Annotated in this window: 23 protein-coding genes and 1 tRNA gene; 10 read left to right on the forward strand and 14 right to left on the reverse strand. The window is 58.0% G+C overall.

What is annotated here, in order from left to right:
- Positions 1 to 26: 26 nt before the first annotated feature.
- A complete protein-coding gene (locus HMPREF2891_RS08610) occupies positions 27 to 2,396 on the reverse strand; it encodes a heavy metal translocating P-type ATPase (protein WP_070665023.1) in 2,370 nt (789 codons plus the stop codon).
- Positions 2,393 to 2,623 carry a heavy-metal-associated domain-containing protein gene (locus tag HMPREF2891_RS08615; protein ID WP_070665025.1) on the reverse strand — a complete coding sequence of 77 codons (231 nt, stop codon included), beginning with the start codon at positions 2,621 to 2,623 and terminating at the stop codon, positions 2,393 to 2,395. Before HMPREF2891_RS08615 ends, HMPREF2891_RS08610 begins: the two co-directional genes overlap by 4 nt.
- 154 nt (positions 2,624 to 2,777) lie before the next feature.
- On the opposite strand from HMPREF2891_RS08615, the gene HMPREF2891_RS08620 reads away from it, so the two are divergent.
- Complete coding sequence (locus tag HMPREF2891_RS08620; RefSeq protein ID WP_148131759.1) at positions 2,778 to 4,337, forward strand: alpha/beta fold hydrolase; 1,560 nt, start codon at positions 2,778 to 2,780, stop codon at positions 4,335 to 4,337.
- Complete coding sequence (locus HMPREF2891_RS08625; RefSeq protein WP_070618727.1) at positions 4,330 to 4,890, forward strand: hypothetical protein; 561 nt, start codon at positions 4,330 to 4,332, stop codon at positions 4,888 to 4,890. The genes HMPREF2891_RS08620 and HMPREF2891_RS08625 overlap by 8 nt, the downstream gene beginning before the upstream one ends.
- Positions 4,891 to 4,988: 98 nt before the next feature.
- Here HMPREF2891_RS08625 and purB read toward each other — a convergent pair whose 3' ends face one another.
- On the reverse strand, positions 4,989 to 6,410 hold the full coding sequence (purB, locus tag HMPREF2891_RS08630; protein WP_070665259.1) for an adenylosuccinate lyase: 1,422 nt from the start codon (positions 6,408 to 6,410) through the stop codon (positions 4,989 to 4,991).
- A gap of 167 nt (positions 6,411 to 6,577) precedes the next feature.
- Here purB and HMPREF2891_RS08635 point away from each other — a divergent pair, with 167 nt between their 5' ends.
- Together HMPREF2891_RS08635 and HMPREF2891_RS08640 are read left to right on the forward strand one after the other, a co-directional pair.
- Positions 6,578 to 6,820, forward strand: a complete 243-nt coding sequence (locus HMPREF2891_RS08635; protein ID WP_070665029.1) for a hypothetical protein — start codon at positions 6,578 to 6,580, stop codon at positions 6,818 to 6,820.
- Positions 6,817 to 8,388 carry a hypothetical protein gene (locus HMPREF2891_RS08640; protein WP_148131760.1) on the forward strand — a complete coding sequence of 524 codons (1,572 nt, stop codon included), beginning with the start codon at positions 6,817 to 6,819 and terminating at the stop codon, positions 8,386 to 8,388. The genes HMPREF2891_RS08635 and HMPREF2891_RS08640 overlap by 4 nt, the downstream gene beginning before the upstream one ends.
- A 22-nt stretch (positions 8,389 to 8,410) precedes the next feature.
- Here HMPREF2891_RS08640 and HMPREF2891_RS08645 read toward each other — a convergent pair whose 3' ends face one another.
- The 3 genes from HMPREF2891_RS08645 to HMPREF2891_RS08655 form a co-directional block, all read right to left on the reverse strand.
- Positions 8,411 to 8,800 (reverse strand): phage holin family protein, encoded by a 390-nt coding sequence (locus tag HMPREF2891_RS08645; protein WP_070618718.1) that lies wholly within the window; start codon positions 8,798 to 8,800, stop codon positions 8,411 to 8,413.
- A 56-nt stretch (positions 8,801 to 8,856) separates the two neighbouring features.
- Positions 8,857 to 9,663: a YwiC-like family protein gene (locus HMPREF2891_RS08650; RefSeq protein ID WP_070665035.1), complete on the reverse strand. Its 807-nt coding sequence runs from the start codon at positions 9,661 to 9,663 to the stop codon at positions 8,857 to 8,859.
- A gap of 179 nt (positions 9,664 to 9,842) precedes the next feature.
- Positions 9,843 to 11,207, reverse strand: a complete 1,365-nt coding sequence (locus HMPREF2891_RS08655) for a DUF5692 family protein (protein WP_070665037.1) — start codon at positions 11,205 to 11,207, stop codon at positions 9,843 to 9,845.
- Positions 11,208 to 11,470: 263 nt separating this feature from the next.
- On the opposite strand from HMPREF2891_RS08655, the gene HMPREF2891_RS08660 reads away from it, so the two are divergent.
- A complete protein-coding gene (locus HMPREF2891_RS08660) occupies positions 11,471 to 12,493 on the forward strand; it encodes a hypothetical protein (protein WP_186822324.1) in 1,023 nt (340 codons plus the stop codon).
- Between the two features lie 2 nt (positions 12,494 to 12,495).
- Positions 12,496 to 13,506, forward strand: a complete 1,011-nt coding sequence (locus tag HMPREF2891_RS08665) for a DUF5692 family protein (RefSeq protein WP_070618708.1) — start codon at positions 12,496 to 12,498, stop codon at positions 13,504 to 13,506.
- A 98-nt stretch (positions 13,507 to 13,604) separates the two neighbouring features.
- On the opposite strand, the gene mgtE is transcribed toward HMPREF2891_RS08665, so the two are convergent.
- The 4 genes from mgtE to HMPREF2891_RS08685 all read right to left on the reverse strand — a co-directional run bounded on the left by mgtE (position 13,605) and on the right by HMPREF2891_RS08685 (position 18,339).
- Positions 13,605 to 14,954 (reverse strand): magnesium transporter, encoded by a 1,350-nt coding sequence (gene mgtE, locus HMPREF2891_RS08670; RefSeq protein WP_070665039.1) that lies wholly within the window; start codon positions 14,952 to 14,954, stop codon positions 13,605 to 13,607.
- A gap of 71 nt (positions 14,955 to 15,025) precedes the next feature.
- A tRNA-Pro gene (locus tag HMPREF2891_RS08675) sits at positions 15,026 to 15,099 on the reverse strand.
- 82 nt (positions 15,100 to 15,181) lie between these two features.
- Complete coding sequence (locus tag HMPREF2891_RS08680; protein WP_070665041.1) at positions 15,182 to 16,144, reverse strand: metallophosphoesterase; 963 nt, start codon at positions 16,142 to 16,144, stop codon at positions 15,182 to 15,184.
- Between the two features lie 59 nt (positions 16,145 to 16,203).
- Positions 16,204 to 18,339, reverse strand: a complete 2,136-nt coding sequence (locus HMPREF2891_RS08685; protein WP_070665043.1) for a transglycosylase domain-containing protein — start codon at positions 18,337 to 18,339, stop codon at positions 16,204 to 16,206.
- A 248-nt stretch (positions 18,340 to 18,587) separates the two neighbouring features.
- On the opposite strand from HMPREF2891_RS08685, the gene HMPREF2891_RS08690 reads away from it, so the two are divergent.
- Both HMPREF2891_RS08690 and HMPREF2891_RS09460 read left to right on the forward strand, forming a co-directional pair.
- Positions 18,588 to 18,929 (forward strand): WhiB family transcriptional regulator, encoded by a 342-nt coding sequence (locus HMPREF2891_RS08690; protein WP_034510614.1) that lies wholly within the window; start codon positions 18,588 to 18,590, stop codon positions 18,927 to 18,929.
- 28 nt (positions 18,930 to 18,957) lie between these two features.
- Positions 18,958 to 19,116, forward strand: coding sequence for a Sp36 family protein (locus HMPREF2891_RS09460; protein WP_016444366.1), 159 nt, complete (start codon positions 18,958 to 18,960; stop codon positions 19,114 to 19,116).
- A 93-nt stretch (positions 19,117 to 19,209) separates the two neighbouring features.
- On the opposite strand, the gene HMPREF2891_RS08695 is transcribed toward HMPREF2891_RS09460, so the two are convergent.
- Positions 19,210 to 19,899, reverse strand: a complete 690-nt coding sequence (locus HMPREF2891_RS08695; protein ID WP_034510521.1) for a Crp/Fnr family transcriptional regulator — start codon at positions 19,897 to 19,899, stop codon at positions 19,210 to 19,212.
- 185 nt (positions 19,900 to 20,084) lie between these two features.
- On the opposite strand from HMPREF2891_RS08695, the gene nth reads away from it, so the two are divergent.
- Positions 20,085 to 20,726 (forward strand): endonuclease III, encoded by a 642-nt coding sequence (gene nth / locus HMPREF2891_RS08700; protein WP_070665261.1) that lies wholly within the window; start codon positions 20,085 to 20,087, stop codon positions 20,724 to 20,726.
- A gap of 65 nt (positions 20,727 to 20,791) precedes the next feature.
- On the opposite strand, the gene HMPREF2891_RS08705 is transcribed toward nth, so the two are convergent.
- The 3 genes from HMPREF2891_RS08705 to HMPREF2891_RS08715 form a co-directional block, all read right to left on the reverse strand.
- Positions 20,792 to 21,721, reverse strand: a complete 930-nt coding sequence (locus HMPREF2891_RS08705; RefSeq protein WP_070665046.1) for an alpha/beta fold hydrolase — start codon at positions 21,719 to 21,721, stop codon at positions 20,792 to 20,794.
- A gap of 55 nt (positions 21,722 to 21,776) precedes the next feature.
- Positions 21,777 to 23,222, reverse strand: a complete 1,446-nt coding sequence (locus HMPREF2891_RS08710; RefSeq protein ID WP_070665048.1) for a hypothetical protein — start codon at positions 23,220 to 23,222, stop codon at positions 21,777 to 21,779.
- Positions 23,223 to 23,343: 121 nt separating this feature from the next.
- Entirely contained in the window at positions 23,344 to 24,273 is a 930-nt protein-coding gene (locus tag HMPREF2891_RS08715) for a hypothetical protein (protein WP_070665050.1), read from the reverse strand.
- Between the two features lie 30 nt (positions 24,274 to 24,303).
- Here HMPREF2891_RS08715 and HMPREF2891_RS08720 point away from each other — a divergent pair, with 30 nt between their 5' ends.
- Positions 24,304 to 25,095 carry a hypothetical protein gene (locus tag HMPREF2891_RS08720; protein WP_148131761.1) on the forward strand — a complete coding sequence of 264 codons (792 nt, stop codon included), beginning with the start codon at positions 24,304 to 24,306 and terminating at the stop codon, positions 25,093 to 25,095.
- Positions 25,096 to 25,187: the final 92 nt, after the last annotated feature.

Consider the following 25,187-nt stretch of genomic DNA (forward strand, 5'->3'; position numbering starts at 1 on the left):
AACCTCCGGCTAGCCCTCTTGCAAGCCTATTTTTCCGCGCTGCGCAGTCTTAGTGAGTTGCTTACGACGATGACGGAAGAGGCAGCCATGGCGGCTCCTGCGATCATGGGGTTGAGGAGTCCGGCGATGGCTAGGGGAATGGCCGCAACATTGTAGGCAAATGCCCAAAACAGGTTCTGTTTGATGATTCGCAGAGTCTTGCGGGAGATCTTGATAGCGGTTGCCGCCGAGCGCAGGTCGGATCCGGTAAGCGTGATGTCAGCTGCCTCGATTGCTACTTCGGTACCCGAACCCATGGCCATGCCAAGGCCTTGAACACCAGCTTGGGCAAGAGCAGCAGCATCGTTCACACCGTCGCCAACCATTGCGACGTTGCGTCCTTGAGCTTGAAGACGGGCTACGATGTCGCGTTTTTCATCTGGCAGAACGTTCGCGTAAACCTGGTCGATACCTACCTCTTTCGCAACCTGGTTGGCGGCATTTTCGTTGTCGCCGGTCAGTAATGCAGGTTCGATGTTCAGCTCTCGCAGTTGCGAGATAGCCTCGGCAGACGTTTCTTTGACCTCGTCCGCAACGGCGATTACAGCGGTTGCAAATCCTTCACTAACGCGGGCTTCTTGCCAGCCCGTAGTGGTTACCGAGGTGTGTGTCGCCCCGCCTTCGCGCATTAGCGTGCGGCCCGTTAAAGAGGCCGTGTATCCAGCTTTTTCAATGGTTTGAATCAGTTGCTCATTGGTAATCGCTGCGTCGTCAAGAACGACGTGAGCTGCTTCGGTGGCCAGGTTTACTTGCGCGCTAACTCCTGGAATTTTGCCAAGTTTGCGTTCCACTCGGTTCACGCATGACGCGCAGGTCATTCCTCCAACGCTAAGGTCCACGGCCCATTTGCTGGCCGCAGAATCGTTAGAGTCCACCGCTACTACTTGGTGTTCTTCTCCCAAAATCACATTGGCGAGGTCAGTGGCTGCAACCACTGAGACCGTGGCGCCGCCGCGCTGAGCGTCTGAGACAGCTTCCTGGACTTTCTCCAAAGAGAAGCCAACCTCTTGGATCCACGCGGGGCTGCCCACAAATACGCGCTGGCCCTCAACCGTTGCGGAAACGCCAGAGCCGGCATGGTTTACGAATCCTTCGGCTTCGGCGTCGGCCTCGAAGGTGTTTGTAATTGCAGTGGCAACGGGGTGGGATGAACCCGCTTCCACGCTCGCGGCCATGCGCAGGGCTTCGTCTGGCCCAAAGTGGGATGCTACGTGCATTTGCGCTTTCGTTACAGTTCCCGTTTTGTCCAGAACCATCATGTCGATTTCGCGCGTGGACTCAAGGATCTCGGGGCCTTTAATGACGATGCCTAGCTGGGCGGCACGGCCGGATCCAACCAGTAGCGCGGTTGGGGTTGCTAGGCCAAGGGCACATGGGCATGCGATTACTAGTACGGCTACGGCCGCGGTGAACGCGGGTTGGACGCCGGGTCCAAAGACCAGCCACCCGATTAGGGTCAGGATGGCTATAGCAATGACGACGGGTACAAATACTGCACTGACGCGATCGGCTAGGCGTTGTACGGGGGCTTTACCAGCTTGTGCGGCGGCCACCATCTGGCCGATGCGAGCCAGTGTAGTTTCATTACCAACGCGCGTAGCGGTAATGGTTAGCTGCCCGTCGGTATTGATCGTCGCCCCGGTTACCGCATCGCCTGGGCCAACGTGAACGGGAATGGATTCGCCGGTAAGTAAAGAGGTGTCGAGGGCGGCGTGGCCGGTGTCGATAGTGCCGTCAACAGGAATCTTCTCGCCGGGTTTAACCACGATCTTGTCGCCAACTTGGAGGGCGTCAACGGGTACAACTTCTATGCCGCCCTCTGGTTTTACGCGGTTGGCGGATTTAGCGCCAAGTTCCAAGAGGGACCGCAAAGCATCTCCTGCGCGGTAGCGCGAGCGGGCTTCCGCGTAGCGACCGGCAAGTAGGAAGGTGACCACCATCGTGGCGGCCTCAAAATAGATTTCAGCGTGGTTAGTGGAGGCGTGTCGAGGCATGAAACTCATGTTCATGGTCATGCCAATGTGGCCTGCTCCGCCAAAGAATAGGGCCCAAAGAGACCAGAGCGTGGAGGCAATCACACCCATGGATACCAGCGTGTCCATGGTCGAAGAGCCGTGTCTTGCCGCTCTGGCGGCCGCAACGTGGAAGGGCCACGCTGCCCACACCACGACGGGTGCGGACATTGCGGCTACCGCCCACTGCCAGCCGGGGAATTGGAGTGCGGGAACCATAGAAAGGGTCATCACAGGAGTCGCAAATACTGCGGCTACGATTAACCTCTTCTTTAGGTCTTTGGCGCGCTCACGGGTTGCTTCACCAACTTGTGGAGATCGGGCTGGCAGCGGGCTTGAGGTCATCGGTTGATACCTGCGAGTTCGAATCCGGCCTCGGCAATAGCCTCACGCAGCTCATCGTCGCTGACAGTGCCGGTGGTGCTTACGTGCACCTTGGACGCTACGTCGGCGCTACCGGAAAGGTCTACGTTTACAGATTCGACGGCTCCGATTTCAGATAGCTCCTCGGTTACGGACATGACGCAGTGTCCACAGGTCATGCCTTTGACGTCAAGATCAATGTTCGTCATTTGCTTCTCCTAGATGTAATTTTGCGCGAATATTCGCCTAAAACGCGTGTTCCACGTTCAAGAGTAGCCCCCAAAGCCTGCAGTGTCGACAGGTAGAGTGGGGCGCTAAAGTGGTGTTCATAACCAGGTATTTTCGTCTCGGAAGGATGGTGTTATGGCCAGCAGGTCGCGGCTTTCTCGACTTCTCGCGCGCCGTGAAGCACTGCTTTCTGGGCGTTTTTGGCAGCGTTCGCCGATAGCGGAAGACGCGGATGTGACGCCGCGTAGGCACCGGCAGACGCCTAGGTATTACGGGGCGCGCAGGGTGCCCGAGACGATGTGGCTGGGTGACGCCCTAGATGTGTTGGGGCCACTGGTTGCACAGGTGGGGGCGCATTTTGCACTCTCAATGATTGCCGAGGCCGCCCCGCTACCTCCCGCGGCGAAGGCCATCGTAAGAGAGTTCTCTGCTCGCCAGGGTGAGGAGTTGTTGGAGGACGCACAGCGCCGGTTCTTTGATAATCCGGGTTTGGACACGCTGGTGGTGCAGGCCTTTGCGCGGGCGTGGCGTGTGCCGGTAAAGGCTGGCAGAGGTTACCTGCGCGCGAAGATCTCACTTGGCTTGGATGGGGACGGCCGGGCGGCAAGAATGCTTCCGCTGGTGCCAAAGCGAGATTTTGAGGCGCTGATGGTTAGCTATCTGACCATTGGTACAGCTGTGGGCTGGTTCCGTGGGGGAACGGTAACAGCGAATTTGTGGTACCGAAACGGCGAGTTTTTGGATCTGCCCACGGGCACCCCTAACGTGCGTCCGCGCAGGTTGGAGGCGCCGCGAACGCTCACGGACATGGCGGCCGATATTGACGACATGTACTGGATTGAGGGCATGGGTCAGCCGGTGAAGATCACGAGTGTGGGCGAGGGGCAGCTTCGCAGGTGGTTGATTTCGCTTCCCGGAACGGACCACATGGACCCCGCGTCTACGCTGAATCCCGCGGATCCGGAGACGAATGTGCGCGAGGTTTTGGGCCTTACATCAGCAATGCAGTCGGGTGTGGTAGCGGCGCTTCGCCACGCGATGGCGTTGGAGGGAGTGAGTGAGCGCGACATGGTGCGCGAGCCGGTGGTGATAATGGGCCACTCGCAAGGCGGCATGGTGGCGCTTTCTTTGGCGGATAAGCATCCGCGAAAGGTGAACGTGCGTGCAGTGGTCACTTTGGGAACGCCGGGCCGTAGGCTTCGCGTGTCGCGCGATGTTGCGGCATTGACGTTGGAGCATGACCAGGACGTAGTTCCCTCGCTTGATGGCCGCCCGCGTCGCCGGGTGGATGATCGCGTGGTTGTGGGCCGGCATTTGATTCGCCCCCGCACCGGCGCTCTCTTTTATGCGCATGCGTCGTCGACCTATACGGAAACGGTTCATTTGATGGAGCGCCACGCAAAGGTGTCACCGCAATCGCGGATTGGGCGAATGGTGGAGCGCATGGAACCATTTTTGCCGCGTGAGGGCGAGCCCTCCCGTGTGTATGTGTACGAGGTGGTTCAAGAGCTGCTGAGCGGTTCGGGTCCTGATTTAGAGGAGGCTATTGAGGTGTTTGCGGAAATGCCGGAGGGTGTTTATCCTCCCTCGCTGGTTGGTAGTGAGGTTAGTGATCGCCGGGTTACCACTTTGGTGCGGCCAGCGCTGGCACAATGGAAAGAGCGCAGAATGGGTAAAGGGAGGCGCGATGACTGATCCACGGCCGCTGTCTGGCATTGATAGGTGGCGCAGGGTTGTGCGCAGCATGGGTGAGAACTTGCCGGTGAACAAGTTTGAGGCTGGTGCGCGCCGCTCGCGCAGAATGCCAACTATTAGTAATCCGGTGCTTATTGGCGGCCTGGGGGTGGCGGCTGTAGGTGCGGGGGCTGCGGTGAAGTATTTGAAGCCGATGGCCGCGTCGAGGCAGGATCAGCAGCTGTTGAAGCTGTTGCACGCCAAGTTGGAGCGAGTGCCGGGGTTGGCAGATATTGGTGTGGAGACAAAGCAGTCGTTTGGTAAACCCCTGCTTGTACGCACGTCGGTTGAGCTCTTGCAGATGCCGGTTTCGCCAGCGGATTTGTTGGAGCGCGTGGCTCGCTACGTGTGGGATGGTGCGCCCAAGAGTCCGGTTGCACTGCAGGTGACGCTGTCGAGTCCGGGTGAGCAGTGGACTTTGAAGGACTTGGATTTCCCAGATGAGGTTGCGCGCCCCTACGAGCTGTACGAGAGGTTTGGAGCGCCGGCCGCGGATCCTACGTGGAAGCCGTGAGTTTTTCTAAGAAGCCGCAAACACGGCCAACCGGGCGTAGTCAGAATTGTTAAGAGGCGCGGACCCTTGCGGTGTCCGCGCCTCCTCGTTTAAGTGCGCTAGTCCACGTAGTTGATTACGTCTGCGGCGAGCCCAACGTAGGTTGCGGGGGTGAGCGCAAGCAGGCGTTCCTCGACGTCGCTGGGCATGTTCAGGCCCTTGATGAACTCACGCATTTGATCGCCGGTTACCCGGTTGCCACGAGTGAGCTCCTTAAGGCGCTCGTACGGATCTTCCATGCCGCTGGCTCCCGCGATGGACGCCGCGCGCATGGCCTGCTGGACGGCTTCGCCCAGCACCTCCCAGTTACCGTCAAGGTCGGCGGCCATCTTCTCAGCGTTAATATCAATGCCGGCCAGACCTCGTTGGAGGTTGTCGAGGGCAAGCAGAGAGTGCCCGATGGCAACGCCAATGTTGCGCTGCGTGGTGGAGTCGGTGAGGTCGCGTTGCATCCGCGAGGTCACCAGGGTGGCACCGAGGGTGTCAAGGAGGGCGCTGGAAATCTCTAGGTTCGCTTCGGCGTTTTCAAAGCGAATGGGGTTCACCTTGTGCGGCATTGTGGAGGACCCGGTGGATCCTTGTGCCGCGAGGTTTTGGTGGAAGTAGTCCAGCGAAATGTAGGTCCACGCGTCGGTCGCGAAGTTGTGTGCAATACGGTTGTAGCGCGCAATGTCGGCGTATAGTTCCCCCTGCCAGTCGTGGCTCTCAATCTGCGTGGTAACGGGGTTCCAGGTGAGCCCCAGGTGCTGCACGAATCCGCGCGAGATCTCAAACCAGTTGGCGCCCGGAACGGCCACGATGTGGGCGCCAAAGGTGCCGGTAGCGCCGTTGATTTTGCCCAGGTATTCGGTGTTTTCTACGCGTTTGATCTGCCTGCCTAGGCGGTAGGCAAATACGGCGAGTTCTTTCCCGATTGTTGAGGGGGTGGCCGGCTGTCCATGCGTGCGTGAAAGCATCGGTACGTCCGCGTTCTCGCGGGCACGGGTGAGTAGATCATTCTTGAGGGCGCGGGCGGCGGGTAGCCAAACGTTTTGGATGCCGGCTTGAATGACGAGGGCGTAGGCCAGGTTGTTGATGTCTTCGGAGGTGCAGAAGATGTGCACTACCTCGTGCAGGCTCGGCAGGCTGGTTTCGCCAAGTACGGCAGGCGCAGCCTCGAGCCGGTTCTTGATGTAGTACTCGACGGCTTTGACGTCGTGGCGCGTGACGGCCTCAGTTTTAGCAAGTTCCGCGATGGTGCTCGAGTTGAAATCGCGGGTGAGTGCGCGCAGATATTCGCGCTCGGGGTCGGTGAGGCTCGGAGCCCCGGGTAGGACGTTGTTGTCCAGCAGGTAGATGAGCCATTCCACTTCTACGTATACGCGCGCGCGGTTTAGGCCGGCTTCGGAGAAGTAGTTGGTAAGTGGTGCCACCGCGCCGCGGTAGCGTCCATCTAGTGCACCAAGTGCGATTGGGGGCTGCATTTGAGCCATGTCTTGCATTGTTTCGTTTGCGTACGCCATGTCTTCATCGTGGCATAAAACGGGCGGATTTTGGACGCTGGTCCGGCTTTTGGCTAATCGTCCACAACACTTGCGTGTGCGAGCTTGTCCACGACCTCAAATATTGATTGTGCTACGGGCTCGAGAAGGCTCTTAGGTTTTGCACCATGGATGCGATTTTGGAGGCCGAGGCTGGCCTGCAGGCTTTAGATTTGGCGATCTCGTACGCGGCGGGCTTGCGCATGGACTGGGACGGTGAGGCCGCGAGAGCGGCAAACGCAGCGCTGAACGCTCAAATAGGACAACTGGTGGATTTGCGCCACCGCCTGTTTGACGCGCGAGAGGCCGCCGTTGCAGCTCGGGTGAACTATTGCGCGCAGATGAGCGCCGCGTGTTTGGGGGCGCTGTGAGCAGTGCAGTGTTTATCGACTCGGGGCCGGTGCGCGTGAACGCGGGAAGTGTGCGGGATGGGGCGCGCTTGGTGGGGCTTGCGGCCGGGGCACTGGATTCAGCTCGGGCTCGGGTGGCGGCAAGCGCAGGAGCCCTCCAGTTTGAACCGTTGTTTTCCACCGGGTTTAGTGGCTTGTTTAATGCGGGAGGAGCCGGCTACCTGCACGCAAGCACGCAGCTGTCGGACGTGGTCGGACTGCTGGAGGTAGCACGGGAAAACATGAGCTGTTTAGCGGCGAGTTTAAGTCTTGGAGCCGACGTGTATGAGGGGGCCGAGGCAGCCACAACCCTAACATTTGCACAGATGCTCGGCCTGCAGCCAACCAACCTGGGGATCGCTGATCGCGCACAGGCAGGTATGGGTCTTTTAGACGAGCACCTAAGTCCCCTTATTTCGAAGGCGGATTGGTATGCGCGTGCCCTGACCGCAGTCGCGTGGGGCTTTTCTGACGTCACGAACTATCGGGTAAGTGCGGCCACGTCGTTCGCTGCGCTCGCAGCGCAGCGCTGGCGGTTGCAGCGGGGTGCGGACACTCCACTGGAGCGTTCAGCGGCAATACTCACGCAGGTTTACCCCACGCTTGAGAAGCTAACGGGAACATACAAAGGAAACCTGGTCATGCATCGATCTGAATCAGCTACTCCGGCCCTCGTGTGGAGCCGCGAATCGTACAAATACGGCCTCGAGGGGTTTAGCTTGCGCCGTGACGCAAAGCTTTCTTCCAACGCCCAGCAGGTGCTATACCCGCCGCTAACTGCAACGATCCTACCGGTGAGTGCGCTTGGTGGCCCCGCTTCAGGCCCGCCCTCTAGGGTGGCCACACCGCGCAAGGCTAGCGACTTGGTGGAACGGGTGCGAGAAATGCGCATGAATCCAACTGCTGACGGTGCAAAGGGTGATGACTCTACGCACGGCGAGTTTGAGATTTTGCGTCACAACAACGGGGAGGACAGGCCATCTTGGTCGGTGATCGTGCGGGGCACGCAACAGTGGGGGCCGGGCACGCCTAACCCGAAGGATCTGCAGGCGAATCTGCAGTTGATGGCTGCGGTTCCGGCCGATGAACAGTCGGCTATCATGGCGGCGTTGGAACTGGAGGGCGCGCAGCCCGGCGATGTGGTGGAGCTTGCCGGTCACTCGCAGGGTGGCATGGTGGCAGGGGCGATGGCGGCAAACCCGGTGTTCAATACTCGCTTCCAGGTAGCCAGTGTGGTGGCGGCTGGATCTCCTATTTCAACGATGCCGATTCCAAACTCAACACTGGTGCTTTCATATGAGAATGCCGATGATTTTGTGGCGTCTTTAGATGGGGCGAGGCAACAAACCTCACCTTCGAAAATCGCGGTCTATTCGCCCGGGAGGGCGAAAGATGCACATTCGCTAACCCAGTATGCGCTAGATGCGAGAAGCGCGGAGGGGCAGGGGAACGCGGACTTGCAGGCGTGGAATGAGAGGCGTGAGCGTGCCCTTGGGCTCACCGCAAATAGTGAAACTACCGGCCAGCGTTACACGTTTACAAGGCGGTAACGCTGGCCGGATTAGAGCAAGATTATTTCTTTGAACCCACTGTGGCGCCCAAAATAGCGCCGGCGATGGACGAGAAAATTGCTGTAACTACCGCGCCAAAGAGGGCCGCCCAGAATCCGGTGACCTCCATGCCGTAGCCAATCTGAGTGGTTACCCAGCCGGTCAGCATGAAGATGAGGGCGTTAACCACCAGGGAGAACAGGCCGAAGGTGAGGATGTAGATCGGGAATGTGAGCACCTTTAGCAAGGGGCGCACAACCAGGTTAAGCGCGGTGAAGACCAGCGCAATGACGGCCAGAATCAAAATGGCCTGCAAGGCTCCCTCAGAAGAAGGTAGCGTAATGCCAGGAATTATGAGGCTGGCAAACCAAATGCCAACCATGTTTGCAATCAGTAAAAGTAAAAAGCTCATGCTTCCAGTCTAGGCACGTAGCGCCACAGCCGCGCCTTGACAGTAGATGCTTGGGTTTAGGTCCACGGTAAAGTGGCGAACACCAGCAGCGAAAGAGCTGTCTCCAAGACACCCACCACGACCGGCCTCCACGGTTTATTGCGAGTGTTGGCAAGCCAAGGCATTAGCGCCGCGCGCACGCACACCACCACCCATGCCAGGCCGTGCCAAAGCGAAATCCAGCCCGATAGTGCAAGCGCGAGTGCCATCGCGGTTGCCACTACGTGTCCGATTATCGATCCCCACAGCCAGCCGGCACGTCCTCGCTCTCGAATTAGGGTCTTCACATACGGCACCGTCAAACCAAAATAGGTGCCAAGCAGGCCCGCCATCAGCCACGCCTGCGTGTCCAAGTGAGTGAACCACGGCCGCAGCAGTGGCACATTGACGGCCACGGGGAGCGCCAGAGCCGCGGCTGCGATCGTAGAGAAACGGGAAGCAAGCTCGCGTTCCTTTCGGTTGCGCACACTGAAAAACCAGTAACCAACCAGAGGGGCAAATAGGATGCTCCACCAAAGTAAGTGAGGCGAGGTTGCAAGCAGAGCGGCAGTGAATGCTGCGGTTACCACCCCGTAAGTGATTACTGCCGCGCGATAGCGAGGGCGGAAGCGGGACTTAATGTACTTCTCGCTGACGCTAAACAGCAGGAACCCGCTGATCCAAGCGAGCGCAAGAAAAATGTGCGAGGGCGTTTTGGGTGTAGCAATTATGAGGCCGGCGGCAAGTGGCATAAGCGCCATGGGCCAGGACCCGTGCTGGTCAGGAATCCATCCATTTTGGAGGAGGGGAGACCTCTTTCTTCTTGCTGAGCTAACGCTACCCATGCCCCAATTAAACGCGAGCAGAGCGGCAAGCAAACGAGGCGCGTGCCCTACGGCAACTACTAATGCGCGAGATATGGGCTATTGCGAGTGGCGTTATGAGATTCAGACAGGGCGTCATAAAAGCGGGACGCACGTCTTGTGCGTCCCGCTTAGGTGGTGAAACTATCTAGCTGAATCGGTTACGGTTCAACTTGTTTATCGCTTGGCTTCACGTCCCACTGGGGGTCGGACTGAACGCCCTTTTCAACCAGCTTCGGATCGGCAGAAAGCGGTGTGCGTAGCTTTGGCCAACGCTTGTCTACCTTCTTCCACCACGGCATGTAGCTTACGTAGCCGTCAACCGGAGGCGTGTCGGATTCGGGTTCAAATCCAAGCTCGCGCGGGGTTTCAGGGATCATGTCGGTAAGGAAGTACTTGTCCTTATCATCGCAGTGATCCTTAACGAGGTTCCGGAAAGCACCCATCTCAAAGAACAGTGCGTTGGTAATTGGGTTGCGACGGTGCTTGACCACCTTGTAGAGCCAGTAGATGAATACGCCAATGTTGAACGCGAGCGCTAGGCCGGAGCTGAAAATGTTCGCATTCGGATCCATGGTTGCGAAGTTGTGCATCGCTCCTGGTGGCGTTGATAAGTAGGGGAACCAGTTGTAGAAGCTGATCCAGAACACCAGAGTGAAGCATCGGAACCAGATCCATTGTCCCTTAGCCCATGTGAATGCCGGGATCGTACAGGCCAGTAGCAGGGCTAGCGTGCAGTACCACGTGTAGTCTGCCAGAGCGTTGTACAAGAAGGCGTGGTTCCACAGGTCGTAGGCGATGATCCAGGGCCACACTTGGTCAACCCAGAGCAGGCCTTGAACCTTCTGCTTACCCCTGGACGAGACGATGATCTTGCCCAGGCCGGTTACGGTGATGCAGTTGAGCAGGCCGGCAGCCGCGCTCATCAGGTTCCAGTATCCACCGATGGTGCGGAAGCCGGTTGCGGGGTCGATGCCTACGTGGCCGGCTGCGAAGTTAGCGGCAAGAGCCTGGTACCAGGCGTCCGAGTGGAGGGGTTCGGTAACTCCGCGCGCCTCGGGTAGTCCAGCTAGCATGTCTGCCGCGTGGGTGTCGTTAATGCCCTTCAAGCACTGCCAGTCCGCTGCGCATTGGTAGTACGTGTCTGCTTGGAAGTAGATCACGACGTCACGGATGTTTGCTTCCATAATGTTGAAAACAAGACCGATCCACAGGGCCACACCAAACCAAATGGCGTACCTGCGTGCTAGTTCGGGGTTTCGTTTACCTATGACCAGCAGTGTTCCTGTCATAGTTGCGGTGAGGACCATGAGGACGTATTTGCCAAACGGGAACCAACCAAAAACGGGTTCACCAACTATTGCGGCGTAGGGCATCATGAGGACGCCACCTACTGTCCACAGCGCAAAAATTGTCCAGTTCCATCGTCTGTTGATCTCAGCGATGGCAATTTGCGCTACAAAAACTACTATCCAGATGATCCAGACGCGAAGAGGTCCGACCTCCCATAGGAATAGGGAATCCATCTTTCCGACTTTCTTAATAACTGTGTTGGGATGATGTGGATCACATAAGTAAAATCCACTCAAAGCTTATCGCTGAGGAGGTTCTAAATTTTGAACTCAAATTTTGTTCAACAGATCCGCACAAAGCTGAACGAAATTGCAGGTTATGTTCAGGTTTTGTGATGTAGCTCAATGTTAATTTGTAATATGACCCATCAAATCTTTGGCACAAATTTTGTCGAAGTTTACACAGTACATAGCAGGTGATTAATTTGGCCTCTTCAATGACGAAGAAAATATTAAAAGCTGCTGGCGTTGCCGGCGCCGCAACATTGGGAGGAATGGTTTACTTCTCCCAGTTCAGCGGTAAGGCAACAAAAGCGGAACAAGAGTGGGTGTATCCCGCGGATGACATTATCGATGCGAACTACACCAACGGACGCTCGTCGACCTACGCGATCGACATCGATGCGCCGGCCTACGCCGTGTACCGCATTTTCAAGCAGATCGGTGCGCAGAAGGCAGGCTCCTACTCTTCAGAGTTCCTAGAAAGAGCGTTCGCGCGGCTACCGTTCTTTAACCAGTACGAAATTCAGGAGGAGTTCCAAAACGCTGACGCTATTGCTCCAGGCGATATTGCGGCATTTGATTACCACGGCATGTCAATGGAGTGGGCAGACGTGGTTCCGGGCAAGTACTTGGTGCAGTGGGTTGACACTAAGAATCCGCCGGCTGCTCCCGGCTCGTACGCGTTCCGCTACCCGGGCATGAAGCACTATGCGGCGGCTTGGTGCTTCTACGTGGTTCCACTGGAGGGTGAGCGCACCCGCCTCATCAACCACTGGCGCATTGGTTTTGAGGACGACAACCTGTGGAACAACGCGATCAACTGGATCAACATTGAGCTGATCGGCGGCGTGATGGCACACATGCAGAACATTTACGTGAAGCGTGTTGCTGAGTTCCGTAAGAAGGAACAGTGGCATTCGAAGTTCATGCGCGGCGTTTTGGGCGGAGAGTTCTTCAAGTCGGGAACCCCCGCAAGCCGCTGGTCTGGCACCCCGCTGTTTGAGGATACGCAAACCCAGTGGTTCCGTTACGGCAGGCAGGCCCCCGCGGTTGCGGAGATCAGGCCGCCGGTTACTGACAACCCGGATTGGCCGCCAACGGGCCCAGATTCGCCTTGGGCGGACCGCGTTGATAAGGAATACTTTGACGGCTGGTCCGAGCCGGAATTTAGCTGGGATGAGCAGATTCGCCAGAAGATGGAGAAGACGTACCTTCCCGGATGGGGAAAGGATAATTAACCGTGTTACCTTTGCAAGCCAATCTCTTCTTTTTTGAAGTAGGGCAGTGGTGGGATTACGCGATGCTGGCCGTTGTGATCGCCGCTTTGGCGTTCCTGGCTTGGATAGCGGTGCGTAGCAAGTGGGCGGCAATAGCTTTGTTTATTGTCATCCCCGTATTGCTAACCATTTTCTGGTGGCCTTACTCAACGCAGGGCACTCAGAGTGCGGGCTGGTTCGCGATTGTTAAGCAATATTCCGCCCTCCTCGGTTCACTGTCTCTGGTGGCGCTGCAGTACTTCCCTAAGTTGCGGCGTAACAACTACTATTTGCTGATTCCGCCGATCATCCTTGCGGTTAACATCCTGGAGGCCGTGATTCGTGACTTCCAGTGTTACGGCATTCATGGTGCAGACCCGGTTAGCGGTATCTGGACTATGGGTGGCCCGTGGAACATCATGAATGCTATTGCAGGCATTTTGAACATGATCATGATTGCGGGCTGGGTTGGGATCTACGTTTCGAAGAAGGACAAGCACATTATTTGGGCTGACCTGACGATTTGGTGGATCATCGGCTACGACTTGTGGAACTTTGCATACGTGTACAACTGTCTGTCTGATCGCGCGTGGTATTCGGGTGTTGCTCTGCTTGCGGCATGTACCATTCCTGCGTTCATGAAGATGGGTCGAGGTGCTTGGATCCAGTACCGGGCCTACACCCTCACGTTCTGGTCTGCGTTTGTGCTCACGTTCCCACGGTTTACCTATGAGACGCAGTTCGCGCACGAGCACAGCCAAAACCCGACGGCAATGTTCACCATCGCCTTCTTGGCGCTAGCGTTCAACGCGGGTCTGTTTGTCTACCACATCTGGTGGATTGCCAAGACGAAGCGTAACCCGCTAAAGGTTGAGCTTTACCCGGATGCATTTGGCAACCCGAAGCTCATTAGTGAAACGGCTACCGATGAGGTCAAGCAGCGGATCGCAAACCGCATTGGCAAGACGGTTCAAGAGGCTGGTTTTAGCCGGTAGTGGTTGAAAAGAGCTGATATTGGTTGGAGGGCGCGGCGGCGCCCTCCAACTTTTTGTTACGAGGTCGCGGTCTGCCCCTCGCCTCAATAAAGAGGTTGTTAGATGCCGAGTACTGCCTTGGCTACGAGGAAGTAGATGACCAGACCGGTGGCATCCACCAGCGTTGTAATGAATGGGTTTGCAAACACGGCCGGGTCCACGCCGATCTTGCGGGCGATGAGGGGCATGGTGCCGCCCACGGTTGCAGCTAGAGTGCAGATTGCCAGGAGAGTTAGGCCAATCACCATGCCGATCTGGGTGCTGTAGAAGACCGACGCGGCTAGGAATCCGATCGCTCCGAGCATGAAGCCGAGGAGTAGGCCGATGCGGATCTCACGGCCCATGACTTTTAGTACGTCGCGCGGGCGCACATCACCGAGTGCCAGTGCGCGTGTCACGGTTGTTGCCGCCTGGTTACCCGTGTTGCCGCCCGTTCCGATTAGAAGGGGAACGAAAACGGAGAGTACAACCATTTGCGCGATGGTATCTTCGAAAACTTCGAGCACCTGAACGGTTAGCGTTGCACCGATTGCGAGGACGAGTAGCCAAACTATTCGCGAACGCACGATCGATAGGATTGGGGCTGCAAGGTAGGGGTGGCGTAGGGGTTCGGTGCCTGCGATGCGCGCGTGGTCTTCGGAGTCTTCTTCTTCAAGAATTGCGAGCGCATCGTCAACGGTGAAAATACCGACCAGCCTGGATTCGGCGTCAACAACTGCGAGGGCGAGGTGGCGTTGATCTGCGCATCTGCGGGCTGCGAGTTCCGCGGAGTCGGTGGCGTTCACGTATTCGGGGCGAGACATGATGGCACCCACTAGGGTGTCGTCGGTTGCGCGCATGAGATCGCGGAGCGAAACAATGCCCACGAGCTTTCGCTGGTCGCTGACAACGGGCAGGGTGTAAATGGTTTCTGCGTTGTCGAGTTCGCGGCGCGCGGTTGCGATGGCTTCACTAACGGTGAAGTTTGGGTGGAGCCGCACAAACTCGGGGCTCATGCGGCGCCCGATGGAGTCCTCTGGGTATCCGAGGACGATGCCGGTGAGTTTAAGCTCTTCAGGTGAAAGGCCGGCCATTAGGTTGCTGGCCACAACCGCTGGAACTTCGTCTAGTAGTTCGGCACGGTCATCTGGGTCCATCTGTTCAAAAAGCGCTGCAACTTCAGTGTCGCGCAGGCTTCCGATGAGGTCTGCCTGCATTGATGGCGGCAAGAGATCGAACACTCGGATAGCAGTGTCTTTGTGTAGCATGCGGTAGATGACCGCGCGCTCCTTCTCACCAAAGCGCCCCATCAGTTCAAGAACTGTGCCGGCGGAGAGGTCGGCAATAAGTTCAGATAGCTCCGGCAGATTTTCCGAGCCTAGTGCTCTAGAAATTTTTGTTTCGAGGTCATAGGTGAGCCGCGCAGACATAGTTACCTCATATCGTCGGAGTTTTTGTGGGAAACAAAAAAGCTAGGAGGCTCAAACTCCTAGCTAGTGTGTCGGGGTGGCGGGATTTGAACCCACGACCTCTTCGTCCCGAACGAAGCGCGCTACCAAGCTGCGCCACACCCCGTGTCTCTTGGACTCAACAAGTATAACCAGCGGGGGCCAAACCCCAAAATTGAAAGGAATGCGTTTACCTCACATTCCAGCGGTTAGGCGCGGGCCGCCGGCCTCATTTCGATAATGGAGGCTTCTGGTCTGCACGCGAAGCGAACCGGCGCGTAGGGTGAGGTCCCCAGACCCGCGCTCACATGCAGTGGCGACTCTTTGCCGGCAAAGCTCCAAGCGGCCATGCCGGAGGCAAGCTCGCGCGGCAGGTCACAGTTTGTAACCAAGGCGCCGTACCCGGGCACACACAGTTGCCCTCCGTGCGTGTGTCCAGCAAGAATCAAGTGCGCATCGTCCGAGGTGTATTCGTTCAAAACCCTCTGGTAGGGGGCGTGCGTTATGCCCAGTCGAATCGTGTCAGCCGCGTACCAGCCGTCCGGCAGCTGCGGGATGCGGTCGCGTTTGATGTGCGGGTCATCAACCCCAATCAAGCCAACTCGCACCAGGTCAGTCTGGCTAGCGTCGCCCTCAAAAATAGATCCCTTTACGGGCACGTCAATGATTTCCGCCTGATTAGTTAGATTCACCCAACCTGCGGATTCAAAGAAATTGGCGAGTTCTTCCCACGGCAAGTCCGGAACGTTTCTCTTCTTGCTGTGTTTTGACGGACCGGTCAGGTACGTGGACCAGCGTTTCTTACGCGGAGAGTAGTAGTCGTTTGACCCAAAAACGAATGCTCCCGGCCGGTCCATTAGAGGCTCGAAAGCGCGCCTAACCATGTCCGCGCCTGCAATCGATCCAAAGTTGTCGCCCGTTGCAACTACGAAGTCGAAATCTTCATCTGCGAGTCCCCGAATGAAGTCCACGAGGAAGTCTCGGCCAGGGTACAGGTGAGGGTCCGCGATTTGCAGTATGCGCAGTGTTGGGGCTTCGAGGCCTTCGGGTAGCTCTACCGTGTAGCGGCGCAACGTCGGCATCCGCCGCTCAATCTGCGTCCACGCGGCCACGCCCACGCCAGCCGCGGTAGCAACAACCGCAGCTGAACTAAGCAACTTTCTTGCTCTCATTTTCCTCCGTACGCGTGAATCCGCGCATTTAGCGCGGATTCACGGGCTTTAGCCATCTTCTAGTCTTTGTTATCGTCCTGGTTTTGTGCCGGCTGCGTGGCGGGCGCTGGCGGCGGTGGTGCGGCGCCAAGCTCGGCTTGCGGGAGGTCCACGTAGTCCATTCCCTCGGTAGCGCGGTTCATGTATGCGCGCCACACGGGCCCGGTGAACGTGCCGCCGTATACGTAGCCCCACTGCACGCCGTTGGCGTAGATGCCGTTCATTGGTTGCGACGACGCCCGGGCGTGTCCCGCCCACACAACCGTGGAGATCTGTTTGGTCGCGCCAGCTGCCCACAGGTTAGCGTTGTCGTCAGAAGTACCGGTCTTAGCGATGAAGGGGTGACCGATAGCGATATTCGCGTAAGAGCCGGAGCGGCCCACCCTTTGTAGCACGGTTGAAACCATGTTCGCTTCCTTAGCGGGAACCGCCTGCTCGCAGGATGGCTTGTATGCCACGATCTGTTCACCGTCACGGTCAAGTACTTCGTCAACCGGTAGCGGCTGGCAGAGCACTCCCTCGTTCGCAAGCGCGGCGTATGCGCCAGCGAGGGCCAGTGGGGTTGCGGGAGCGCCGATTATCTGCGGCGGGTACGGCTTGTGCGGCGAACCGTCTGCCTCTGCGATACCAAGCGCAGCCATGCCGTCAAAAATTTCGCACATGTTCAGTTTGGTTGACATTTCCGCGAATACGCGGTTGATTGACAGCGAAGTCGCGTCTATCACGTTGAATGTGCCGCCCTTGCCCGCAAGGTCGCCAACCGTCCAGTCGGATGCGTATCCGGGGCCGCATGGGATGTTGAACTCAGAGGCCGCGAAGTGCGAGGAGTGTCCGCCCACTCGCTCCCACGCGCCGTGCCCTTCGCGGAACCACTGCAGCATAGTGAAGGGCTTTAGCGTTGACCCTGCAGAGAAGCCGTCACCACCGCCCTTTTCCTTCTCTACGTTGAAGTTGGACTGCGTGGCCTGGGGGTCACTTTCGGTGGGCACACCAAAGTTCGTGTTTTGCGCCATAGCAAGAATGCGTCCGGTGGATACCTCGCGCGTGACCAGCGCCGTGTTGGCTCCAGACGCGTCATTCACACCAATCAGTCCCGTGATTTCCTCGAACGCGGCCTGCTGCATGTTTGAGTTCAGGGTCGTCTTGATGGTGAGGCCACCGCGAAGTAGCTTTTGTTTACGCTCGGCCTCGTTGGAGCCAAACTGGTCGGATGCCAGCAGGTACTGGCGCGCGTACTCGCAGAAGTATGCGGCGTTACCCGCGCCAGCGCAGCCCTGCGAGCGGAAGTTTGGCTTCAGCATGTCACCGATAGGGATCGCGGTTGCCTGGTCGTACTCTTCCTGCGTGATCTTTTCTTCGGCAAGCATCGCGGCAAGCACCGTGTCACGCCTGTTCTGCGCGGCTTCCGGATCGTTAAGCGGATCGTACTGGATGGGTGATTTAACCATGCCGGCCATCATTGCGGCCTCGGGAATCGTGAGGTCTTTTGCGGACTTCGAGAAGTATCTGCGTGCGGATGCCTCCGCCCCATAAACGTTCGTGCCAAACGGAGCGATGTTCAAGTAGCCGGTCAGAATGTCATCTTTCGACATTTTTTGTTCAAGTGCGAGGGCGTAGCGCGCCTCGCGAAGCTTACGGCTGATGGTCTGTTCGGTTGCCGCGTCAATCTTGTCCTGATCGCCCTCTTGCAATCCGGCCTCGAGGAGGGTGTTCTTCACGTACTGCTGCGTGATGGTGGAAGCACCCTGCGTGCTCTGATCTGAAACGTTGTTGATGGCAGCGCGGGCCATGCCGTTCGGGTCGATACCCTTATGCTCGTAAAAACGCCTATCTTCAATGGAGATAATCGCGTCTTGCAGGTAGGGCGAAATTTCTTCGAGGGGAACGATGATTCGGTTCTCGGCATAGAACGTTGCCAGCACTGAGCCGTCGGCGGAAAGTAGCGTGGACTGTTCGGATGGGGGGAGGATTTCAAACTCGGCGGGTAGCGCGTCAAACACCTGCGGGCCGGCTTTAGCGACAAGACCAACTCCGCCCGCGGCGGGAACAGCTAGCCCCGCTAAGAGCACGCCAAAAAGCGCGGAAGACGCCAAGAAGGTAGTAAGCAACGTGGCGAACTGCCGTTTTCCGACGTGACGAGAACCTGAATTCGACATGATTCAAGCCTACTTTGAAAACGCTTTTTTGTAACGACCGGGCGCTAAACGCCGCGAATTAGAAAAACTTTGTAATCGGACCTTATGCCTAGAGATTTTGAAAATTTTTCTGCTAGGTGGGCGTGATTTGTGTAAACGATCGGTTCTGGGCGGCTCGTTAACGGATCTCAACTTGCTCCCAAACCCAAATTGTGTGTATGGTCACATCAGATTCAGTGCTTGAAGCACATGCGAACAATGGGGTGAAGATGAGCTACGCACATTCCGACAAAGATCAAAGTTGGGCGGCAAAGGCGCTTTGCGCAACTGAGACTCCAGACGCGTTATTTGTACAGGGTGCGGCGCAACGCCAGGTTCGTTCCCGCTGCATTGCATGCCCGGTTCGTCTTGAGTGCCTAGCGGACGCGTTGCAATCCGAAGCTAATTTCGGTGTTTGGGGCGGTCTTACAGAACGTGAGCGCCGCGCGATGCTACGCTACTACACTCACGTAACTGACTGGCGCACGTGGATCATGGAGTCTGATGACCCGCTCGCGGAAGAGCTTCGCTCGCCGCAGATCCCCCGCGTCTTGGCTCGCGTTCGTCGCTAGCCCGCATATCTCTTTACAGGAGTGACCTATGACTAAATGGGAATACGCAACCGTCCCCCTAATCATTCACGCTACGAAGGCAATCCTTGACCAGTGGGGCGAGGACGGCTGGGAGCTCGTTCAGGTTGTGCCGGCACCCAATAATCCAGACAACCTCGTGGCGTACATGAAGAGGCCAAAAGCTTAGGCCGCGCGTAGTGCCCACACGGGTTTAAAAAATGAGGGAAGGTTTTCACCTTCCCTCATTTTTGTTGTTCAGGCTGCTGCCTCGTATATCGAACTAGCGCGCGCGGCGTGCCAGACGATCGAGGTCAAGAAGCGTAACGGCGCGGCCTTCCAGGTGGATCCAACCGCGGGAGACGAAGTCGGCAAGCGACTTGTTAACGGTTTCGCGAGAAGCGCCAACCAGTTGGGCGAGCTCTTCTTGCGTGAGGTCGTGCGGCACGTGAACGCCATCTTCGGCCGGGGTTCCAAAACGATCCGCAAGGTCTAGCAGGGCCTTAGCGACACGGCCCGGAACGTCGGAGAAGACGAGGTCTGCAAGGCTCTCGTTGGTGCGACGCAGGCGGCGAGCCAACGCGCGCAACATGTGCTTGCCCATCGTTGGGTTCGTATCCAAGATCGCGTTCAAATCAGCGTGATCGAGGTGCAGAAGCGTTACCGGCGAAACCGCGGTTGCGGTGGTGGAACGCGGGCCCGGATCAAACAGGGTCAGCTCACCAATGATCTCGCCGGGGCCAAGCACTGCAAGCAGGTTCTCGCGCCCATCCATAGAGGTGTGGCCGAGCTTAACCTTGCCTTCCGTGATGATGTAAAGACGGTTGCCAGGCTCGCCCTCTTCAAATAGAACCTCCCCGCGACGCAGGGTGGTCTGTCCCATTTTGGAGCGCAACGAATTTTGCTGCGCTTCATCTAGCCCTTCAAACAGAGGGACTTGGCTGATGTAGTTTCCTTCCACGGTCACCTTCATTCTCCGCTAAAGCGGCTAAGTGGTTATAAGCGTATGTACGCCCCCGTAACGTGGATGTGCGCACCTACACACCAGTTTAACCGCTCTTCTTGCGTTTATGAGGAAAACAACACATGCCTTCACGATTTGGTGCATGTGGCGCACGTTTGCCAGGCGCTAAACTTCGCGGTTTGTATGCTCTAGGTATGAGCGTTCAAGAAATCAAAAGTCAGCCGGAAGAAGCTGCGCAGGTACTGGCCGATCTGTATCCGGACGCGAAGTGTGCCCTGGTGCATGAGAATGCGTTTGAGTTGCTCGTAGCCACTATCTTGTCTGCGCAAACCACTGACGAGCGGGTGAACACTGTGACCCCCGCGCTGTTTGCCGCCTATCCCACGCCGCGCGACATGGCGCATGCGAACGAAGCTGACATTGCTCAGATAGTGCGGCCCTTGGGTTTTCAAAATCGGCGTTCAACCCAGTTGCGGCAGATGGCGCAGGCGTTGGATGAAAAGTTTGCCGGCGAGGTTCCAAGCTCGCGGTCCGAGCTTGAGTCTTTACCCGGAGTAGGGCGCAAGACCGCGCACGTCATCATGGGTAACGCGTTTGGGGTCCCTGCGATCACCGTGGACACGCATGTGGGCAGGCTAGCGAAACGGCTCGGCTGGTCCAGTGCCAAGACGCCTCTTGCGATCGAGCGAGACATTGCGAAAGCACTACCGGGGCAGGACTGGACTGTGCTGTGCCATCGGCTTATCGAGCATGGGCGGCGCGTGTGTCACGCGCGGTCCCCGCAGTGCGATAGCTGCGCCCTCGCGCCCCTTTGTCCTTCTGCGCAAGTCGATTAGAACCAGCGGGTTAAAGCAGATCGATTAAAGAGGCTGGGGCCCAGCTCGTGCAGCCAGCGGGAGTTTCAGTCGGTGCAGGCCTTGAGGTGGTTAAGGACGGCCTCGTTCAACTGCTCGGGTGCTTCCTCGGTGGGGAAGTGGCCGCAATCCAGTTGGAATGTAATGATCGGCTGTTTTGCCCACTGCTGGTCGCGCAGGAACGTTTTTGGAGGCCGCAGCCCGTCCTGTAGACAGATGACGCGAGAGACGGGCATGTCTACAACCGTGTCGATGCGAGCGCGGGTGCGCCGGGTCAACGAGTTCGCGCGGATCACGGCCTCGAGGGCGGTTTCAGTTGCGAATGGGCGGGAGAACGCGTAGCGGTACACGCGCTCATCAGCCTGCAACTTGGACCTGTTTTTTGGCGCTGCCCAAGAGGCGGCGGCGTCTGCAACAATCTTGCCTGAACGCAGGTTTCGCACGTTAAACCACGGGGCGCGGATCTTCATCGCCGTGCGGCCGGCCGCGCTGAATGGGGAGGGGCTGGAGCGCTCCAGGTTTAGAGGGTGGGGCTGCGCGATAGACATGAGGGAGGCAACCACGCGCGGATTCGTAGCGGCCAGAATCCACCCGAAAATACCGCCCATGCCCTCGCCTATGATGTGTGCTTTTGCCACGTTCAAACTGCCGAGCACCGCGGTTACGTCTGCCGCCATGCGCACCGGATCTTGACCGTGCGGCTGCAGGTCGGAGGAGCCGAAGCCGCGCAAATCCATAGCCCAAACACGGTAGCCCTCGGCTGCCAGGTGCACCAGCAGATGGCGCATCGAGTACCAGGTGCGCGGAAAACTGTGCAGTAGCATCACGGGTTCACCGTCGGCGGGTCCCATTTGCGCCAGGTGGAAGTTCGCGCCTCCCGCATTCACGGTGATGTGCTGCCATTCGCCCTCGGGCAACAATAGTGACCGGCCATCCGTGTTCGACGTGGATGGCCGGTCTAAAAAGTTAGAGCTCATGACTCCAAGTTAGCTAAAATCGTCCTCATTTTCGAGGGCGGTTAGCCTGCGCGGTTTACTTCTTCTTCAATGTTCCGGGGGCGAGCTGCTCGATCTGGGTACGGATCTCTTGCTCGCGGCGTCCGTCGCGGCGCGCGAAGATGGACGTTAGACCAATGATGAAGAGGATTAGGCCAGATACCGCCATAACGCCCGTGTATCCGGTCCACTGAATGTGGTGGGCCACGTTGCCGCCAAACGCGTTGAAAGCGGTTAGCCAGTTGTAGGCGGGCTCCATGAAGTCTGCGGTCACCGCAGGTGCGGCGAGGAAGAAGATGCCGCCGGCCATCGCCAGGATGCCGAAGATGAGAGCGCCGAGCGAAGACCTGATGGTCAGCATTACCACGAGGATTGCAACGATTACGCCAGCGCCAAGTTCAATGAGTGCCGCTGGGTTGATAACGCCGGTTGCAACCGGGTTGTCCTGCGCCAGCGTTAGGCGAGCGGCCGAGTCGGTCAGCAGGTACCAGGCGGCGGGAACGCCGATTAGCGTGAGGAAGAATGACCAGACGCGGGCTCCAACGCGCGATGGAACTTCGGGCACCACCGTGGCTTCTTCGAAGATCGATTGCGTGTCGTTTAGCTCCACTGGTTCGCGCGGAATCCACGAGGATGTTGCCTCGGGTTCTTCCGTCTCGGTGACCTCGGGGCGCAGTAGCGACTTGCGACGCACCTTCGTGGCCTCAATGTCGTCTTCTGCGTCTGCTCCGGCTGTAACTGCGGCCACTCCAGCGGCGGCGCCTAGCCCTGCTGCTAGCTCAGTATCGGGCTGCGCAATGGGTGCGGCCGGCTCGGATGCCTGCTCTGCAACAGGGGCACCCGCTGGCTCGCCCGCGGGATCTGCAACGGCTTCGGGCTCAACATCTGGGAAGGCGGGTACTTCGCGCATACGCTCGTATTCGTCCTCGGGGGTCTGGCGACGCTCAAGTACGTCGCGAGGAATATCGTTGCCACTCGCCGCTACATGCGGGATGGAGTTTGCCGTATCCGTGGCTTTAGGAAGTGAGGTTTCGGTCTGTCCCTCCCACGCGGGTGCTGGTTCAGGAGCGGGCGTCGGCTCTGGTGCCGCCACGGGTTCGGGGGCGGGGACGGGATCTGACTGGTGCGTTGCAACCGGTTCCGCCGGTGCAGCCGTCTCGCTCTCGGTGTCCGCGTCGTGGGGGGCCACAGGGGCAACCGTGGTTTTTGCTTCAACGTCTTCAAGGACTTCGTCGCCAGCCGAGCCAACGATGTCTTCCGGCTGATCGTCGCCAAATACGGCGGCGCCCTCGTCGATCGTCAAATCCTCCTTACCAGCATCGAGAGTGCTATCAGCTTCGAGCGGATCTGAGGGGGCAGGTTCTGATGCCGGATCAATGAGGTCGGGGTGCTGTGCTTCGTCCTCTACCTGGCCGCCTAGATCCCACGTGGGGCGCTGTGCCTCATCGGTCTCGTTCGGGTCGTCAAAATTACGATCAGCCATGAAATCCTCCAATAATCTGTCGCCAACTGCGCGCGCGGGGGCACACAATGAGCCATAACACCATGATTACACGCGGTTTTTTGCAAGGCCGAGGCTGGGCCGGCGTGTTGAAAAGACGATTTTAGATAGTGACTGAGTTGATGCTGGTAGGGATCCAAGCGTCGGGGTTCGTCGAGATACTAATCGAATACGTGCACGTTGCGATGATGAGGCCGAATACGCCCAGTACAGGCATTGTGTATCCGATTGAGATCATGAATGGGTCTTGGGGCGTAACCAGTTTGTTGGTCAGAAGTGAGAACAGTGGCCCTAAGAATAGTGCGGGGATGAGGAGTAAGAACCACGCTACCAGTTGAACGGCAACAACCGATTTGTATGCCATCGCTGTGAACGCCATGAGGGCAAGGGAGATTAACAGTACCAGAAGCCAGTCACTTCCGGAAAGTTTTGGCATGAGCTGAGGCACGTTCAAAATCGTTGGCGTGATCGTATTTGGGGAGCTTGCGAGCACTAGGAAGATTAGAGAGAGTGCAAAAAGTAGCGTGACGATGAAGTAGCCCGAAAGAGCGGCCGGCCCAGGCTCTTTCTCTGGCTTAAAGTTATTGCGCTTACTCTGGCGTCTTTTCGCGAGCGTGACCATGAGGGCCGTGAAGAGGATGACAAAGGTTTGTAGCGGAAGCTGTTGCCACATGAGCATCGCTTGGGTTGAGCTGGTTGGTGCCGGCGAGATGATTGAGTTTCCGATGAAAAGGGCTGCGAACGCGCCGGCCCACGTGGTTGCAATCACGATGCCAATCGCAGACCAGCGTGTGAGGTAGGCAAGAATGATGATCAAGATAGCAACAACGAGGATGCCTAACTGACCTGTGGGCGAGCCGAGGGGAATACCCGTGATGCTTCCCTCTTGCAGTAGTGCCGTTGAGTTGTAGAGCAGGGTCAGGATGATTGGCGAGACAACAAATGAGAATACTGCGATGGTGCCCCGGCCCAGCAGGGCTTCGCGTTTTACGAGCGGGGCGTGAGCACGAACGTTTTCGGCAGTTAAACTCATGCCTACACTGTACCCAGCTAAGCTAAGACCGTGGTTGAACCTGGTATGTCGAAGTTCGCGTCACTGGCGGCGTCCGCGCAAATGCGGGATTTGTTGCGCGAAATTGATGAAGGTGTTGCGCGCATCCGTTTTTCGGAGGGGTTGCGCCGCGGCTGGGAGGCGGCGCGGGCGGAGGCCGGCGTGCAGCTCGCCCACTATGAGGCGGCCCTGGTGGGGGCGCGCACGGATTTAGCGCAGTTGCGTTTGGCCACAATGGGACGCGTGCCGGCGGAGGATCCGGCAGTACTTGCGGCGCTCGATATTTGGAAGGCGCACCGCCTGGCGCAGCAGGATTGGGCGCCGTTGAACTCGCGGCAGCCGGTAAAAACCGTGGGCCACCCGCTACCGCAGGTTCTTACGGCAGCGCACAAGGCTCTAACCGCGCGTCTTTGTAGCGCGGGCGTGATCGCTGAGGATGACGTTGCCACCCTTAAAGATCCGCGGGCGCTCACGGCCGTGCGGGCCGTGTTGGAGGCCAAGTTGCCGGCTCCCATGCGTGCGGGTCTGCTCATTTGGTTGTTTGCGAATAGGCCGCTGTTTGCTACTCATTCGGAGCAGCTCGGCCGCGTCCTTGCCCGCCATCATCTGGTGGTGAGCGGGTTCGAGCCCAGTGGCACGCTGTTGATTTCACGCCAGTTGGCGGGGGACGCGCAGGCGAGCCTCGCCCTCAATAATGAGGATCCAGAGCCCTGGCTGTACGCCTATTGTGAGACTATGGCCGCGGCGATTGACCCCACGCTAGACATGATTAGGGGCGTTCAGGCCGGAAAACTGCCGCAGTAGTTTCCACAGGTTCGGCGCAGCGCGTCTTACCCACAACACTGCGCAAGTGAGCCGGAAGCTTTCACGCCCCCGCATTTTCATGGCTCTATGCG

The sequence above is a fragment of the Actinomyces sp. HMSC065F11 genome (assembly GCF_001813085.1).
Taxonomy (GTDB): Bacteria; Actinomycetota; Actinomycetes; order Actinomycetales; family Actinomycetaceae; genus Gleimia; species Gleimia europaea.